We start from the raw sequence: 14702 nt of genomic DNA, 5'->3' as shown, positions 1-14702 counted from the left end.
GCGGGCGCCCGCGTGGACGCACGGGCGGTAAACCCGCGAACCGGCAGCAGTGTGGACCCTGCCCTTAGTGGCGCTCTGGAGCTTCGGTGGTGTCCGGCTGGAGACCGGTGAGCATGGTGTCGACAAGCGAGGTGTCGTGTTTGGCAGCGCGGAACAGCGGGTGGTCGAGCGTCGATCGGAGGAAGTCCCGGGTCGTGGCCACACCCGGCCCTTCGACGGCACACTCGTCGAGGGCGCGGGTCATCCGGGCCAGCGCCTGGGTCCGGTCAGGCGCCCAGACGACCACCTTCGCAAGCAGCGAGTCGTAGTCGGCCGGCACCCGGTAGCCGGCGTACCCGTGCGTGTCGACCCGGACGAACGGCCCGCCGGGCAGGTCGAAGCGGGTCAGCTCACCCGGGGTCGGAACGAAGCCACGCGCCGGGTCCTCGACGTTGAGGCGGCACTCGATCGCCGTACCACGCGGCACCACCTCGGCCTGGGTCAGCGCGAGCCGTTCGCCGGCCGCGACGAGGATCTGTTGCCGCACCAGGTCGACGCCGGTCACCAACTCGGAGACCGGGTGTTCGACCTGGAGCCGGCAGTTGACCTCCATGAGATGGAAGTCGTCGCCGCCGCCGACCAGGAACTCGAACGTGCCGGCCCCCACATAGCCGACGCCGAGCGCACCGGTGACCGCGGCGGCGGTCATCCGGTCGACAAGGTGCTGCGGCAAACCGGGCGCGGGCGACTCCTCGATCAGCTTCTGGTGACGCCGCTGCACCGAGCAGTCGCGCTCGCCGAGGTGGACGCCGTTTCCGTAACGGTCGGTGAGCACCTGCACCTCGACGTGGCGCGCCGATTCGAGGTAACGCTCGATGTAGACCCGGTTGTCCCCGAAGAGCAGCTGCGCCTCGGCCCGCGCGGTGGCGAACTCGCCCAGGAACGAGGCCGGGTCGCGGACCACCCGTACGCCCCGGCCACCACCACCGGCGACCGCCTTGATGATCAGCGGAAAGCCGATCTCCTCCGCGACCGCGCGGGCGTGGGCCGCCGACTCGACGGCGTCGGTCGTGCCGGGGAGCACCGGCAGGCCGAGGCCCGCCATGATGCCCCGCGTCCGGGCCTTGTCGCCCAGCGCGGCCATCACGGCGGGCGGCGGCCCGATGAACGTGATCCCGTCGGCCGCACAGATCTCGGCGAAGTCCGGGTCCTCGGAGAGGAAGCCGTAACCCGGATGGATCGCGTCGGCCCCCGTGCGGCGGGCCGCTTCGATGATGGCCGGGGCGCTCAGGTAGCTGCGCCGGCTCGGGCCCGGCCCGATCTGGACGGCTTCGTCCGCCAGACGCACCACCGCCGAGTCGCGGTCGACAGTCGAGTAGACCGCAACTGTCCGCAGCCCCATCTCCCGGCAGGTCCGCGCGATCCGGACCGCGATCTCGCCCCGGTTGGCGATCAGCACCGACTCGAACACCGTCAGTCCTCCGACACAGCTAAGGCGATCAGCCGCTCGCCGTACTCGACCGGCGTCGCGTTGGGCACCAGCACCTTCACGACCTCGCCCGCGCGGTCGGCCTCAACCGGGATCATCATCTTCATCGCTTCCAGGATCGCGACCTGCTGGCCGGGCACGACCTGGTCGCCCTCCCGGACGAACGGGTCAGCGCCGGGCGACGGCGCGAGGTAGAGCGTCGCGACCATCGGCGCGCAGACGTAGTGCAGTCCGGCGTCGGCCTCCACCGGCGGGGCCGCCGGGGCCGCCGCCACCACAGCTGCGCCGTCCGGCCACTCCACCTCGACCACCAGGTCGCCGTGCTGGAGCCGGGCGCGACGGACCGGGCCCGGCGTCGACCCGATCAGCCGCGCGAGGCTGCGGACCGCGGCGTCCAGCGGATCCGCGTTACCCTCCGGCATTCGTGACACCTCCGATCTGTCGGAAGCGGGCCCGACGATGGACCCGCACCTCCTCGCGGTGCAGACCGGCCAGCTCCGCCAACGCGTCGACGACCGCCCGGTGTACGGCCGACGCGGTCGCACCGGGATCGGCCGGCGCCCCGCCGGGCGGTTCGGGAACCACCCCGTCGACGATGCCGAGCGCGAGCAGGTCGCCGGCCTGGAGTTTGAGCTGCGCGGCGGCCTCGTCGGCCCGACCGGAGTCGTTCCAGAGGATCGCGGCGCAACCCTCCGGGCTGATCACCGAGTACGTCGCGTTCTCGAGCATCAGCACCCGGTTGCCGACGCCGAGGGCGAGCGCACCCCCGCTGCCGCCCTCGCCGGTCACCACCGCGACGACCGGCACCGTCAGCCCGGCCATCAGTCGGATGTTGTCGGCGATGGCGAGGGCCTGCCCGTTCTCCTCCGCCGAGATGCCGTGGTAGGCGCCTGGAGTGTCGATCAGCGTCACGATCGGCACGCCGAGCTTCTCGGCCAGGCGCATCAACCGGGCCGCCTTGCGGTAGCCGGCCGGTGTCGCCATGCCGAAGTTGCGGCTGGCCACCTCGGCGACCGTGTGGCCCTTCTGGTGACCGATCACCACGACTGGCCGCCCGTCGATCAGGCCGGCACCGCCGACGATCGCCGGGCAGTCACTCGCGAGCCGGTCGCCGTGCAGCTCCACGAAGCCGTCCACGAAGTGGCCGATGTAGTCGAGTGTGGAAGGGCGACCGAGAGCACGCGATCGTGCCACGACCGTCCACGGGTCCGCGGGGTCGGCGGGCGCGGTCGCCCGTACCCGGGAGGGATCCGGGGTGAACGGCCCGGCCGCCGCGAAGGCCAGTAGCCGGGCGATGGTCGACCGCAGGTTCGACCGGGGTACCAGGTCGTCGAGCATGCCGCGGGCAAAGAGGTACTCGGCGGTCTGGAAGCCGGCCGGCAGTGGCTGGCGCAGCGTCTGCTGGATCACCCTCGGCCCGGCGAAGCCGAGGCGGGCCCCCGGCTCGGCGAGGATGACGTCGCAGAGGGTCGCGAACGATGCCGCGACGCCACCGTAGGTCGGGTCGCTGACCAGCGAGATCGTCAGGACCCCCGCCTCGTCGAGGGCACCGAGCGCCGCGCTGGTCTTGGCCATCTGCATGAGCGACAGGGCGCCCTCCTGCATCCGGGCACCGCCGGAGGCGCTGACGATCAGCAGCGGCGTACGGGTTTCCAGCGCCAACTCGGCGGCCCGGGTGATCCGCTCACCGACACCCGCGCCGAGGCTGCCGCCGAGGAACCGGAAGTCCATCACCGCGGCGATCAACGGCTGCCCCTCGACAGTGCCCCGGACACAGACGACTGCCTCGTCCAGCCCGGTACGCCGACGGGCGGCTTCGAGCCGCTGCGGGTAGGGCTTGGTGTCGACGAACCCGAGCGGATCACCGAACGCACCGACCGGGGGCAACTCCTCGACCGAGTCGAGATCGAAGAGCTGCTCGATCCGCTGGTGCGCGGTGACCTGGTCGTGGTGGTCGCACTCCGGGCAGACGCCCAGGTTGCGCTCGACCCGGCGCTGGTAGAGCAACGCCCGGCAACCCGGGCAGACCAGCCAGCTCTTACCGACGGGCGTGTTGACGGTGGCGGTCATGACTGCCCGCGTTCGGCCGCGGCCTTCTCCACGATCTCCCGGATGCGTGCCTGCTGCTCACGTGTGGTCCGGTTGAGGTGGGCGGTCATGCCCTCGTCGTCGGCGTGCCCGCCCGGCCGCATCTCGAAGTCCTGCACCCACCGCATCCGCACGCCGCCGTCCGGGATCTCGGTGTATTCCCAGAACAGGTTCATGTACTTGAACGCGCCGGTCTCCAGCCGTCGGGCCCGCACCACCCGGTCGGCGCGGTCGGGTACCCGCTCGGAGACCCAGCTCCAGACCCGACCGGCCGGGTCGGGGTGCATCGTCAGGCGGAAGACGACGGTCCCGTCGGCGGACGTCGAGAGCACTTCCGTGCTGGCGTACTCGCTGAACAGGGAGGGCCAGTTGGGAATGTCGTTGGTCAGGTCCCAGACGAGGTCGAACGGTGCGTTGATGACGACCGCGTTGTCAGTGTGTCCGGCCATGGGTTCACCGATCCGCGAGTCGTTGGTTGACGTAGTCGACGGCGAGCCGGGGCGTCTGCATGATCGACACGGCGTCGTCGGGGATGCGCACCTCGTACTCCTGCTGCACCCGCGCCGCCAGTTCCAGCAGCGCGAGCGAGTCGTAGCCGAGGTCTTCGAACGGCGCGTCTAGCGTGGCCGGGTCGGCCCAGTCGGTCTGCTCGACCACGCCGGAGCTGCTCTCCAGGATCCGGCGCAGGTCGTCGAGGGTCAGCTGGCTCATGAGTTTCCTCCCGTCGGTCGCTGCCACCCGTCGCGGACGCCGCCGACCTGCGGCACCGGCGACTCGGGGTGCGGGACCTCCTCGGTGTCGACGTGGCCCAGTTCGGGGCGGGGCGCGAGCGGACTGATCTGGAACACGATCAGGGCGGTCTCACCACCGGCATTGACGATGCGGTGCCGCTGGCCGCGACGGACCATGAGAGCCTCGTCGGCCGCGAGCTTGACCTCCGTGCCGTCGACCCGGATCACGACCTCGCCGCGCACCAGATAACAGAACTTGTCCGAGTACGGGTTGTACTGCTCCGCCAGGAACTCACCCGGCTCCAGCCGGACCGTGCCCATGAATCCCTCCGTCGCGTCGACGGTCTTCGGGCTGAGCAGGATCCGCACCTCGCCGCCGATCCGGTTGATGCCGGGCACGTCGGTGGCGGCGACCTTCACTACCGGTTGCCGATGCATGGTCATCCCTTCTCTGCGACGAGCACTCGGAATGGCAGGTCCGTCGGGTGGACGGTGGCCGGGCCGAAGCCCGCCGCAGCGAGGGCCCGGTTGTAGGCGGCGACGGAGTGCGACTCCCCCTCAAAGGTCCAGACCAACATCAGCACCGAGAAGAGGTACGGCGCCGGGTCCAGTGCCGGCGACTCGTCGCCGGTGGTGAAGCCGACGATGACCAGCCGACCGCCCGGCTTGACCACGGAACCGAGCCGGGTCACCAGCTCACGCACCCGCTCCTCGGAGAAGTGGTGGGTGACGTTGGTGAGCAGCACCACGTCGTAGGGGCCGCCGAGATCGGTGGTGAACATGTCGCCCGGCAGGAACGACGCCCGGTCCCGTACGCCGAGCCGCTCGGCGTGCTTCTCGGTCACGGCGAGCACGTTGGGCCAGTCCAGCGAGGTCACCGTCGCCTGCGGGTTGTGCTGCGCGAGCGTGTAGCCGTAGACGCCGTGGCCGCAGGCGACGTCGAGGATGTCGAGCTCGGCGCGCTCCTTCGTCCACGGCGCGAGCGCCTCGGCCATCACCTCGGCGGTCGGCTGGGCGACCTTCGTCGCGTACGCGGCGAAGTCCTCCCAGTAGCTGTACTCCGGGGTTTCGGCGTGCACGTCGAGGACGGTGCCGCCCTCCCGTACGGCGGCGCTGAGGTCGCGCAGCGCGTCCCACTCCCAGTCGCTCGACATCACCTTGACCATCCCGCCCAGGTAGTCGGGACGGGTGCTGACCAGGTGGTCGGCGGCCGCCGGGGTGAGCGAGAAGTGCTCGCCGGCCCGGTCGGTGAGGCGGATCGCGGTGAGCGCGTCGAGCAGGATGCGCGCGCCACGCGGGTGGATGCCGAGCTTCGGGGCGAGCCCACTGGCCGTCGCCGGGCCCGCGGCCAGGGCGTCGAAGACGCCCAGCTCGACGCCGGTACGCAGCAGGCTCGTCTTCTTGTATGCCTGCATCATGTCGTTGATGTCGCGGCGGGTCAGCGTCACGTGATGCTCCCTGTCTCGGGGCTCCAGGTGTAGAAGGGCGTGGCCTTCGAGTCCTGCAGCTCGGTCATGCTGTCCGGCGCGTAGCGCTGCAGGTAGGCCGAGAGGCGGCGGTTGACCTCCTGGAAGTCCGCGCGGGCGCGGGCCGCGAGGAGCTTGTCGAAGACGTCGGTGTCGGCCTCGAGCAGGTGCATGTAGAGGTCCTGGTAGCGGAAGAGCGTGCGCCGCGAGATGCCGACGACGTGGGGCATGTCGCCCTTGTCGTGTTCGGCGAAGAGCTCGGCGACGGCGTCGGCGTGACCGGGGGCCATCCGCATGACCATGAGGGCGCGGTAGGACATGGTCACGCTCCCCGCAGGATCGTGGCCAGGGCCGCGGCCAGGGTCTTCGTCTGGTCGCCGGCCGGGCCCGCACTGCGCCAGGCGACGATGCCGTCGGGGCGGACCAGCAGCGCGCCGCCGGGGCCGACTCCGCAGCTCGCGAGCCACGAGCCGTCGTCGGCGAGGTCGCCGCCAGGGCCGGCGGTCAGCGCCCTGATCGGAAGACCGGTCTCCGTCGAGACCGCCTGAGCCGCCGCGAGCCACGTGTCGTCACCGGGAGCGGTGGCCAGCGTCCAGCCCTCGGTCAACACGTCGATCGTGGAGACCCGCCTTCCGTGGTGGTCGACCCAGCCGTGCGGCGCGCGTGATCCGGGCTGGCCGGTGAAGGTCAGCTCGCGGGGCAGCAGCTCGGTGTCGGCGGGCGCGCCGACGATCGCGTTCGAGGTGTAGCGGTAGCCCATCGTCACGATGACGAAGTCCCGATAGGCGGCCTTGTCCTCGTCAGCGAGCTGACCCCGGGTGCGGAAGAGCATCCACGCCTGGTCGGCGGTCGCCGCGCCGACCGGGCGACGCTCGGCTTCGTAGGAGTCGAGCAGGCTCTCGTCGGCGTGCCCCTGGAGCACCTCGGCGAGCTTCCAGGCCAGGTTGTGCGCGTCCTGGATACCGGCGTTGACGCCGAAGCCGCCGGCCGGCGGATGCGCGTGACAGGCGTCGCCGGCGAGGAAGACCCGCCCCGACCGGTACGCGTCGGCGACCATGTGCCGCGCGTCCCAGGGCTGGGCCGACTCGACCTCCACCTCCAGCTCGGGGTCACCGGCGGCGATTCGGGCCAGCTCGACGCAGCGCTCCGGCGTGAAGTCGGCCGGTGACTGCCCCCGCTCGGGGTAGTAGTTGACGCCGAACATCCACCGCCCCGGCTCGATGAAGAGCAGCAGGCCCTGGGCCAGCTGGTTCATCAGGTAGATCAGGGTGAACCGTGGTGCGGTGTCGGGCAGGTCGACCTTGGCGCGGAAGATGATGCTGACGAAGTTCCCGGCCACACCGTTGCTGCGGTTTCCGATCTGGAGCATGTCGCGGACGGGGCTCTTCACGCCGTCGGCCGCGACGACGTAACGCGCCCGGATCGTGCGGGTGGTGCCGTTGTCGTTGACTGTCGCCGTCACGCCGTCGGGGTCCTGGACCAGCCCGACCAGCTCATTCTGGAAGCGGATCTCCGCGCCCGCTTCGACGGCGGCGTCGAAGAGCAGCGGCTCGTAGTGGTCCTGGCCGCACCAGATCGGCCAGCTCGGGGTGAACGCGTCGTAGTCGACGTCGTGGGCCTCCATGACGAACGACCTGTGGAGGTCGGCCAGCGACTGGGCGCCGAGCATGACCAGTGGCGTGGCGCGGCCGGCGCGGACGAGGTCGAGGTCGGCGCCCGGCCCCACGATCTTCATGCCGGCCTCCTGCACGGCCGGCTCCAGGCCGACGGTGCGGAAGATCTCCACCGTGCGGGCGTGCAGACCGGTCGCGCGGGGGATCGTCGACAGCCGGGGCCGACGTTCGACCAGGATCGGCCGGATCCCCTTACGGGCCAGGAAGAGCGCGGTCGACAGGCCGACCGGGCCACCGCCGACGATCAGGACGTCGGTGCTTCCGTCAGACATGAGCGTCCTCCGTGTAGACGACTTTGTAGAGGTGGCGTTCCGGCGTGGCGATCGCGCGTACCTCGCCGAAGTGCGGATGGACCTCGGGGTTCTGCAGCATCGCGGTGAAGTGCTCTTCGCTCTTCCACTGCGCGTAGTTGACGACCCGGGTGCCGTCGAGGCTGGCGTGGATGTTCGCCGACACGAACCCGTCGACCTTGGACATCACCGTGTCGGTCGCCTCGATCAGGATGTCGACGAGCTTCTGCTGGTTGGCCGGCTCGACGGTGAAGACGTTGACCATCGTCACGACCGGCTGGTCGATGCCGATGTGTGCCATTGCGGGCTTCCTTTCCTAGATCGGACGCGCTTCGAGCAGGGCCCAGCCGCGGGACGCGGGGGTGTTGACCAGCTCGAAACCGGACGCGGTGAACAGCGCCTGCCACTCGCGGAGGTCGCGCTCCTTGCCGCCGAAGAGCACCAGCATGTCGATGTCGATGATCTTGGCGTGGTCCCACTGGTTGCGCGGCGGCACGATCTGGTCGATCGCGATGAGGCGGGAGTCGGCGTCGCCGATCGCCGCCCGGATCCGACGCAGCAGCGTGACGCACGTGTCGTCCGGCCAGTTGTGGACGATCGACTTCAGGATGTACGCGTCGGCGCCGGCCGGGAGTTCGTCGGTGAAGAAGTCGCCGCCGCGCACCTCGACCCGCTCCGTGACACCGTGCTCCTTGAGCAACGGTTCGGCGTCGGCCACCACCTCGGGCAGGTCGAAGAGGACGCCGGTGCCCTCGGGGTGGCGCTGGAGCATCTTGGCCAGGAAGTAACCGTTGCTGCCGCCGATGTCGGCGATCCGGCCGAACCGCTCGGGTGCCAACTCCGCCGCGAACCGGTCGGCGAGTCGCCGGCTCCAGTGGGCCATGAAACCCTCGAAGAACCGGTTGGCCTCCGGGTGGGCCTGCAGGTAGTCGTAGAAGCCCATGCCGAAGACCTTGTTGAAGGCCGGCTCACCGGTCCGGACACTGTGCAGGATCTCCGCGTACGGGAGACGGTTGAAGTCGGCACCGCTGAACTGCACCATCGGCCGCAGCCCGCCGATCCGGGCCGAGGTCAGCCCCTCGCCGAGCGGCGTCAGCGCGAACGACCCGTCCTCCTGCTCGTCGAAGATGCCGACCGCCGCGGCGGCGCGCAGGATCCGCCGCAGCGCGTCCTCGTGCGACTCGGTCGCCGCCGCCAGTTGGGCGACCGGCACCGGCCCGTTGACGAGCAGGTCGGCGACGCCGAGCTCGGTGACCACGTAGATCACGTTGGCGATCTGTTTGGCGCTTCCCAGCACCGCGATCTGCCGTTCACGCAGGTCAAGTGCCTGCTGCTCGTCGAAGTTCGCGACGGCGGCGAGGCTGGCGTCGGTCATCGTCCATTCCTTTCGTCGGTCACGACCATGGCCGCGTTGAACCCGCCGTAGCCCCTGGCGAGCACGAGCGCCGCGCGTACGGGTGTCTCCCGCGCGACGTCACGCACCAGGTCGAGTCGCAGGCCCTCGGCCGGCTGGCGGATGTTGGTGGTGGGCGGAATGACGCCGTGTCGGATCGACAGCAGCGCGGAGACCAGGTCGAGCGCCGCCCCGCCCGAGTAGAGCCGGCCGGTCATCGTCTTGGGCGCGGTCACCGGCACCCCCCGGGGGCCGAAGACGGCGCTGATCGCCTCGGCCTCGACGCGGTCGAGCTCCGCGACCCCGGCGCCGTCGGCGAAGACGACGTCGATGTCGGCTGGCGTGAGACCGGCGTCGGACAGCGCCATCTCGGCCGCCCGACGCAGACCCGGCGGTCGGCCGGAGCCGGGCCGGGGGTCGAACGTCGCGCCGTACCCGGCGATCACCCCGTAGACGGCGGCCCCGCGCCGGGCGGCCGCGTCTGCGTCCTCCAGCACGAGGATCGCCCCGCCCTCGCCGGGCACGTAACCCGACGCGTTCGCGTCGAACGGCAGGAACGCCGTGGCCGGATCCCGCCCGGTGCTGAGCAGGCCGTTGGCGAGCTGGGCCGTCCAACCCCACGGGCAGAGCGACGCGTCGACCCCACCGGTCATCACGAGCTGCACGCCCTTGCGCACCTGACGCCGGGCCTGCGCCACCGCGTCGAGCCCACCCGCCTGCTCGGTGACGAGCACCCCGGTCGGCCCCCGCATCCCGTGCCGGATCGAGATCTGACCGGTGTTGACGGCGTAGAACCAGGCGAACGACTGGTAGGCGCTGACGTGCTCGGAGCCCTTGCTCCAGAGCTTCTCCAGCTCACGGTGGCCGAACTCGAAACCGCCCGACGCGCTGGCCGTGACCACACCCATGCCGAACTCGGGCAACGCCGACGGGTCGACGGACGCGTCGGCCAGGGCCCACTGCGCCGCCGTCAGCGACAACCGGGTCATGTGATCGGTCTGCGCCATCAACCGGCTCGGGATGTGCTCGGCCGCCTCGTATCCGGGAACCTCGCCGGCCAGCTGCGCCGGGTAACCCGAGGGGTCGAAACGGCTGATCGGCCCGATGCCACCCACCCCGGCGACGCTGGCCGCCCAGAAGGCGTCGCGTCCCAACCCGTTGGGCGCGGCCACCCCGACCCCGGTGACGACAGTGGTCATGCCACACGCGCCAGGAGCATCGCGCTCTGGAAGCCGCCGAACCCGCTGCCCACGCTCAACACCACGTCGGTCTGCTGCTCGCGGGCCGTCAGCGGCACGTAGTCGAGGTCGCACTCCGGGTCTCGTTCGTGCAGGTTGGCTGTCGGCGGCACCACGCCGTGCTTGATCGCCAGGGCCGACGCCGCGATCTCGATCGAGCCGATGGCACCGAGCGAGTGGCCGATCATCGACTTGATCGAGCTGACCGGCGTGCGGTACGCGTGGTCGCCGAGGCTCCGCTTGAACGCCGCCGTCTCGTGCCGGTCGTTCTGCTTCGTCCCCGAGCCGTGCGCGTTGATGTAGTCGACAGCGTCGCCGGGCAGCCTGGCGTCGGCCAGCGCGACCCGGATCGCCTCGGCCATCTCCCGTCCGTCGGGTCGCAGGCCGGTCATGTGGAACGCGTTGGAGCGCGAGGCGAACCCCACCAGCTCGGCGTAGACCTGCGCACCCCGTCGGCGGGCGTGCTCCAGCTCTTCGAGGACGAACATCGCCGAACCCTCACCGAGCACGAACCCGTCGCGGCTGTTGTCGAAGGGCCGCGACGCGTGCGTCGGGTCGTCGTTGCGGGCCGTGGTCGCCTTGATGGCGTCGAAACAGGCCACCGTGATCGGCGAGATCGGGGCGTCGGTCGCGCCGGCGATCATCACGTCCGCCGAGCCCTCGCGGATCAGCTCCCGCGCGTGACCGACAGAGTCGAGGCCGGACGTGCAGCCGGTGGAGATCACCGTCGCCGGACCTTCCGCGCCGACCGACCACGCCACCTCCCGGGCGAACGAGCTCGGCACCAGGTAGTCGTAGAGGTGCGGGGTGGCGTACCGGTGGTCGGTCAGCCATTTCCGGCCACCGTCGCTGACCACGACGTACTCCTCTTCGAGGCTCATCGTGGCCCCGACCGCCGTGCCGACGCTGACCCCGACCCGCGTCGGATCGGTGGCCTCGAAGCCGCTGTCGGCGAGCGCCTCCCGGGTGCAGACCACTGCCATCTGGGCCGCCCGGTCCATCCGGCGGACCTCCTGCGGCGACAGGCCCTCGGCGACCGGGTCGAAGTCAGCCTCCGCGGCCACCCGTGACCGGAACGGGGTCGCATCGAAGAACGACAGGGTACGGGTGGCCGTGCGGCCAGCGGTCAACAGTTCCCAGAACGCCTTGGTGCCCAGTCCGCCGGGGGCGATGACGCCTGTCCCGGTGATGACCACCCGACGGTCGGATGTGCTCGTCATGGAAGACCTCCTGGCCGCGATGTCCGTGTGAAAGCTAGGGACGGCCGGTCGAACGGCGCTGGAGCGTCGGTCGAGGGCCTGTCACGAGGCCCTGGCGAGCCCCGGGCGCAGTGGCCCGCCGGCGGCCAACACCTCCCGCTGGAGCCGCTGGAGGTCAGGCGAAGGGTCCAGGCCCAACTCCTCACTGAGCACCCGGCGCAGGTGGTGGTACGCCTGCAACGCCTCGCCACGGCGTCCGGACCTGCTGAGCGCCACGATGAGCTGGCGGTGGAACCACTCGTTGAGCGGGTACGTGCCCACCAGATAGCGCAGCTCGCCGATCAGCTCGCGGTGCCGGCCGAGCGTGATGTCGGCCTGGATGCGCAGCTCCAACGCCCGGATCCACTGCTCCTGCAGGTGGATCGCGTGCGCCTCGAGCGCCGGCCCGAACGTCACGTTGGCGCCCACCGGCCCCGTCCGCATGGCCAGCGCCCGCCGCAGCACCTCGGCGCCCTCCTCGGGACGGTCCGACTCGATGTGCGTGCGGCCCTGGTCGAGCAACGTCTCGAAGACCTCGGCGTCGAGTTGGCCCGGCTCGACCCGCAGCAGGTAGCCGCGGGCGCGGCTCTCCAGCACGGTCCGGTCCGGGGTCTCTATGCCCTCTTTCGCGAAGAGCTTGCGCAGGTGGTAGATGTAGGTCTGCACCGTGGTGACAGCGCTACGCGCCGGATCGTCGCCCCACAACTCCCGGATGATCGAGTCGACCAGCACGACCCGGTTGGCCCGCATCACCAGTAGCGCCAACACGGTCCGCACCTTCGGCGGCGTCGGCGTGCAGATCCGGCCCTCGTGGATCACTTCCAGCGACCCGAGGATCTCGTACCTGACCACAGTGGTTCCCCCATTCCCCAGAGCACTCGTCGAGACGCTCTCAAGCTATGGAGGGGCGGAGCGGGTCGGAACGACCGCGGGTAGCGACATCGCGGGTTCTTCCGAGGATCGATGCGTGTCGAAAGTTGTACGGCGGATACCCCTTTGATCGCTCGATGCTTCCTCCAGGCAACCTCCACCGCAGGAAGGAAGACTCGCCGGGCCCGCACGCTCCCTGGGTTAGGAGTCACACATGTCGCGCCGCCTCTTCACCTCCGAGTCGGTCACCGAAGGTCATCCCGACAAGATCGCCGATCAGATCAGCGACGGGATCCTCGACGCGCTGCTGGCGCAGGACCCGCACAGCCGGGTCGCCGTCGAGAGCCTGATCACCACCGGTCAGGTCCACGTCGCGGGCGAGGTCACCACGCAGGCCTACGCCGACATCCCGCGTATCGTGCGGGAAACCGTCCTGGGTATCGGCTACGACTCGTCGAAGAAGGGCTTCGACGGCGGCTCCTGCGGCGTCAGCATCTCGATCGGCGCCCAGTCCCCCGACATCGCGCAAGGCGTCGACACGGCGATCGAGCTGCGCGACGGCTCGTCCGGCGGCGGGCTCGACGCCCAGGGCGCCGGCGACCAGGGCATGATGTTCGGCTTCGCCTGCTCGGAGACGCCCGAGCTGATGCCGCTGCCGATCGCGCTGGCCCACCGCCTGGCCCGTCGCCTGGCCGCCGTCCGCAAGGACGGGACGGTGCCCTACCTGCGACCGGACGGCAAGACCCAGGTCACCGTCGAGTACGACGGCCTACGCCCGGTACGGCTCGACACCGTCGTCGTCTCCACGCAGCACGCGGCCCACATCTCCCTCGATGAACTGCTCACCCCCGACATCCGGGACCACGTCATCACGCCGGAGTTGGAGGCGCTCGACCTCGACACCGAGGGTTACCGGCTGCTCGTCAACCCCACGGGCCGGTTCGAGATCGGTGGCCCGATGGGCGATGCGGGCCTGACCGGACGAAAGATCATCGTCGACACGTACGGCGGGTACGCCCGACACGGTGGCGGCGCGTTCTCGGGGAAGGACCCGTCGAAGGTCGACCGGTCGGCGGCGTACGCGATGCGGTGGGTGGCGAAGAACGTGGTCGCCGCGGGCCTGGCGGAACGGTGTGAGGCGCAGGTCGCCTACGCGATCGGCAAGGCCCACCCGGTGAGCCTGTTCGTGGAGACGTTCGGTACGGAGACGGTGCCGCTCGACCGGATCGAGAAGGCCATCGGCGAGGTCTTCGACCTGCGTCCCGCGGCGATCATCCGGGACCTGGACCTGCTCCGCCCGATCTACCAGCAGACGGCGGCCTACGGCCACTTCGGCCGTGAACTCCCGGACTTGACCTGGGAGCGCACGGACCGTGCCGCCGACCTCAAGGCCGCCTGTTGAGGGACTTACCCGGTCACTGACGCGGCGGCCGACGAGGGCGTGGCACCAACCGGTCGTGTGGCAGCGTCACCAGTGACGCTGCCACCGCCTTGTTGACCGCGTCGATGCGGGAGACCGCGCCCAACTTGGCGAAGATGCGACGCAGGTGGCTCTTCACAGTGGCCTCGGTCAGGTCGAGCCGGCGCGCGATCTGGGCGTTGGTCATCGCCTCGGCCGCGAGTTGGAGGATCTCCAGCTCGACGGCGGACAGCATGGCGGACTCCGCGCTCTGCACCTGCACCAGGCTCTGGCCGGAGACGGAGAGCAGGACCGAGCCGCTGCCGTCCCGCGCCTTGTGGATCGCGGCCACCAGTTCCTCACGACCCACGCTCTTGAGCAGGTAGGCGCGCACCCCGGCGGCGATCAGACGGCGCAGCAGGTCAGGGCTGTCGTACATGCTGAGGATGACGACCGCGCTGTCCGGCGACACCTCCCGGATGCGGCGCACCGTGACCACCGGGTCGTCACCGGGGATCTCCACGTCGAGCAACACCACGTCGGGGCGCTCCGACGCCGCCTTGGCGACCGCGGTGGCGGAGTCGCCGGCCTCGTCGACCACGTCGAGGTCGGCGTGGACCTCGAGCACCCAGCGCAACCCCTCGCGGACGAGAGCATGGTCGTCGACTATGAGGATGGTGGTGGCGCCGGCGGGAGACCCGTCGTCGGACCGCGTCAACCTAACCCCCAGACCCCGTCCCCCGCCGCCAACGTGCACATGATGTCGCACCGTATCGCGGGCGTGTGACGCCGCAGCTATCGTGGCGTCCTCCCGACACGAAGAACGCCACGATCGCCGCGCGACTCTG

16 protein-coding genes are annotated in these 14702 nt (G+C 70.5%); 1 reads left to right on the top strand and 15 read right to left on the bottom strand.

Annotation, left to right across the window (positions count from 1 at the left end):
* Window positions 1-64: 64 nt before the first annotated feature.
* The 14 genes from QSK15_RS03795 to QSK15_RS03730 all read right to left on the bottom strand — a co-directional run bounded on the left by QSK15_RS03795 (window position 65) and on the right by QSK15_RS03730 (window position 12437).
* Entirely contained in the window at window positions 65-1450 is a 1386-nt protein-coding gene (locus QSK15_RS03795) for an acetyl-CoA carboxylase biotin carboxylase subunit (protein WP_285792905.1), read from the bottom strand.
* 2 nt (window positions 1451-1452) lie between these two features.
* Window positions 1453-1890, bottom strand: a complete 438-nt coding sequence (locus QSK15_RS03790) for an acetyl-CoA carboxylase biotin carboxyl carrier protein (RefSeq protein ID WP_285792904.1) — start codon at window positions 1888-1890, stop codon at window positions 1453-1455.
* Entirely contained in the window at window positions 1877-3538 is a 1662-nt protein-coding gene (locus QSK15_RS03785) for an acetyl-CoA carboxylase carboxyltransferase subunit alpha (RefSeq protein ID WP_285792903.1), read from the bottom strand. The genes QSK15_RS03790 and QSK15_RS03785 overlap by 14 nt, the downstream gene beginning before the upstream one ends.
* Window positions 3535-4005 carry an SRPBCC family protein gene (locus QSK15_RS03780; protein WP_285792902.1) on the bottom strand — a complete coding sequence of 157 codons (471 nt, stop codon included), beginning with the start codon at window positions 4003-4005 and terminating at the stop codon, window positions 3535-3537. Before QSK15_RS03780 ends, QSK15_RS03785 begins: the two co-directional genes overlap by 4 nt.
* 4 nt (window positions 4006-4009) lie before the next feature.
* Window positions 4010-4267, bottom strand: a complete 258-nt coding sequence (locus QSK15_RS03775; protein WP_030329356.1) for an acyl carrier protein — start codon at window positions 4265-4267, stop codon at window positions 4010-4012.
* Window positions 4264-4725: a cupin domain-containing protein gene (locus QSK15_RS03770; RefSeq protein ID WP_081883721.1), complete on the bottom strand. Its 462-nt coding sequence runs from the start codon at window positions 4723-4725 to the stop codon at window positions 4264-4266. Before QSK15_RS03770 ends, QSK15_RS03775 begins: the two co-directional genes overlap by 4 nt.
* Before the next feature lie 2 nt (window positions 4726-4727).
* Window positions 4728-5735, bottom strand: a complete 1008-nt coding sequence (locus QSK15_RS03765) for a class I SAM-dependent methyltransferase (protein ID WP_285792901.1) — start codon at window positions 5733-5735, stop codon at window positions 4728-4730.
* Window positions 5732-6073 (bottom strand): TcmI family type II polyketide cyclase, encoded by a 342-nt coding sequence (locus QSK15_RS03760; RefSeq protein WP_279514974.1) that lies wholly within the window; start codon window positions 6071-6073, stop codon window positions 5732-5734. Before QSK15_RS03760 ends, QSK15_RS03765 begins: the two co-directional genes overlap by 4 nt.
* Before the next feature lie 2 nt (window positions 6074-6075).
* Window positions 6076-7698 carry an FAD-dependent oxidoreductase gene (locus tag QSK15_RS03755; protein ID WP_285792900.1) on the bottom strand — a complete coding sequence of 541 codons (1623 nt, stop codon included), beginning with the start codon at window positions 7696-7698 and terminating at the stop codon, window positions 6076-6078.
* Window positions 7691-8017: an antibiotic biosynthesis monooxygenase family protein gene (locus QSK15_RS03750; RefSeq protein WP_030329365.1), complete on the bottom strand. Its 327-nt coding sequence runs from the start codon at window positions 8015-8017 to the stop codon at window positions 7691-7693. Before QSK15_RS03750 ends, QSK15_RS03755 begins: the two co-directional genes overlap by 8 nt.
* Before the next feature lie 15 nt (window positions 8018-8032).
* Entirely contained in the window at window positions 8033-9091 is a 1059-nt protein-coding gene (locus QSK15_RS03745) for a methyltransferase (protein ID WP_210866526.1), read from the bottom strand.
* Complete coding sequence (locus QSK15_RS03740; protein WP_285792899.1) at window positions 9088-10308, bottom strand: ketosynthase chain-length factor; 1221 nt, start codon at window positions 10306-10308, stop codon at window positions 9088-9090. Before QSK15_RS03740 ends, QSK15_RS03745 begins: the two co-directional genes overlap by 4 nt.
* The gene (locus QSK15_RS03735; protein WP_285792898.1) at window positions 10305-11567 is read right to left on the bottom strand and encodes a beta-ketoacyl-[acyl-carrier-protein] synthase family protein; all 1263 of its coding nucleotides are present in this window, start codon (window positions 11565-11567) and stop codon (window positions 10305-10307) included. The genes QSK15_RS03740 and QSK15_RS03735 overlap by 4 nt, the downstream gene beginning before the upstream one ends.
* 81 nt (window positions 11568-11648) lie before the next feature.
* Window positions 11649-12437: an AfsR/SARP family transcriptional regulator gene (locus QSK15_RS03730; protein ID WP_285792897.1), complete on the bottom strand. Its 789-nt coding sequence runs from the start codon at window positions 12435-12437 to the stop codon at window positions 11649-11651.
* A 232-nt stretch (window positions 12438-12669) separates the two neighbouring features.
* On the opposite strand from QSK15_RS03730, the gene metK reads away from it, so the two are divergent.
* The gene (metK, locus tag QSK15_RS03725; RefSeq protein WP_285792896.1) at window positions 12670-13857 is read left to right on the top strand and encodes a methionine adenosyltransferase; all 1188 of its coding nucleotides are present in this window, start codon (window positions 12670-12672) and stop codon (window positions 13855-13857) included.
* A gap of 13 nt (window positions 13858-13870) precedes the next feature.
* Here metK and QSK15_RS03720 read toward each other — a convergent pair whose 3' ends face one another.
* Window positions 13871-14572, bottom strand: a complete 702-nt coding sequence (locus QSK15_RS03720; protein WP_285792895.1) for a response regulator — start codon at window positions 14570-14572, stop codon at window positions 13871-13873.
* Window positions 14573-14702 lie beyond the last annotated feature (130 nt).

The organism is Micromonospora sp. NBRC 107095, from assembly GCF_030269705.1.
Classification (GTDB): Bacteria; Actinomycetota; Actinomycetes; order Mycobacteriales; family Micromonosporaceae; genus Micromonospora; species Micromonospora parva.
This window is presented reverse-complemented; position numbering and strand designations above follow the sequence as displayed.